This window comes from Halorubrum sp. SP9 (assembly GCF_005435015.1).
Classification (GTDB): Archaea; Halobacteriota; Halobacteria; order Halobacteriales; family Haloferacaceae; genus Halorubrum; species Halorubrum sodomense.
The window spans coordinates 1-1,394 of sequence record NZ_SGXU01000104.1 but is presented as its reverse complement, the minus strand read 5'-3'; the positions used below and the strand labels follow the sequence as shown (position 1 = coordinate 1,394).

1 protein-coding gene and 1 pseudogene are annotated in these 1,394 nt (G+C 49.1%); one reads left to right on the top strand and one right to left on the bottom strand.

Annotation, left to right across the window (positions count from 1 at the left end; genetic code table 11):
• Positions 1-713, bottom strand: a 713-nt coding sequence (locus tag EXE45_RS16620) for an FkbM family methyltransferase (RefSeq protein WP_137694978.1), incomplete at its 3' end; no start/stop codon positions are given.
• Positions 714-891: 178 nt separating this feature from the next.
• On the opposite strand from EXE45_RS16620, the pseudogene EXE45_RS16615 reads away from it, so the two are divergent.
• Positions 892-1,394 (top strand): annotated as a pseudogene (locus EXE45_RS16615) (hypothetical protein); the annotation flags it as partial.

The following is a 1,394-nucleotide window of genomic DNA, read 5'->3' as shown; positions in this document are numbered from 1 at the left end:
CCTGCCTCCCGAAGTAACGATTTTACCTCATCAGGAGTAGCACCAAAGTGTTTGACTTGGTCGTGAATTTCGACGAATATTGCCCTAGGTGGCGATTTTGATAGGACTTGTGACATTCCTTGGAGTACCTCATATTCGGCCCCTTCTACGTCGATCTTCATAACATCTGGAGACGAACAAGCATTCTGTGTAATTAGTTCATCTACCGTATACGCCTTCACCTCAATACGTTCCCCGTCAGCGTCCGGAGACATTGAATGTGTGGTTGCTCCAGTAGCTGGCACGGATTCGTCAACCACCAAATTTTGCTTGCCTCTTTCGGCAGCCAAGACCCCTTTGATAATTTTAGTTTTATCTGCGCACCCGTTCTGTTCAATGTTCTCTTTAAGACGTGCGTTGACTTCTGGTTGGGGTTCAAACGCCACTATTTCCTCCAATTGTGCTTTTTTACAGGCAAAACATGAGTATAGGCCAACATTTGAGCCAACATCATAGAAGACATCACCATTCTTTATCTCGTTGAGAAACAACTTAATCACAGATTTTTCCTCCTCCATAGATAAAATATTCTTTCGTTCCTGGTGATTCGTGATAATGAAGTCACAATTAGTTCCGTCCACTGAGATGTTTACAGTCGGTTTGCGGTACTCAAGGTAAAGGTTTCTTAACGCAATGATGCCTGGTAGACGTGATATCATGAGCGATTTCTTCAACACATACCTCAGTGGCTGTGAATTGTATAAGCTTATCTATAAGGAATCGCTGGAATATCCAGTTACAGCTCCGTCCCATCATTCGATTATCGATTTCTATAAACCACCAATACCCACACATTAGCTGCCAAGCAATTTGGACCAATATTTCTATAGCCCACACCAGTCTATCACAATTGTGTACCTCGCTCAGATCGCCCCCTACGTCACCTATCCACCACGCTTAGGGGGCGACCACCGAACACACGGTCTTGTCAAGGAGTTCCCAGAGTTGGGTGACACCGTTGAGCGGTTCTGCCAGGGCGGGTCGCCAGCGATGTACAAGTCACTCGATCTCCGTCGGGAAGTAGGGATAGCGGACGGCTACACCGAGTACCGTCATCTCCACCCCCTCCACGAACTTCTGAAGGCGCCGATGCTCCTCGGCTATCCGAACGTCTTCCAATCGGGGGCACTGCGACTTGCGAACGACGGACTCGGGCGGATGTTAGACGAAGCCGATGTCGTCCTCGTCCGAGAACCGTGGCAGACGCCGTACGTACTCGACCGCACTGACGACGAAACGCCCGTGGTGTTCTCCAGTCACAACGTCGAAACGGAGCGGTTCGGCGACATTCATCAACCAGTGTTCGAAGAGTGGTTCGAGCGTCGCGTGGATGATTTAGAGCGGCGATCGGTACA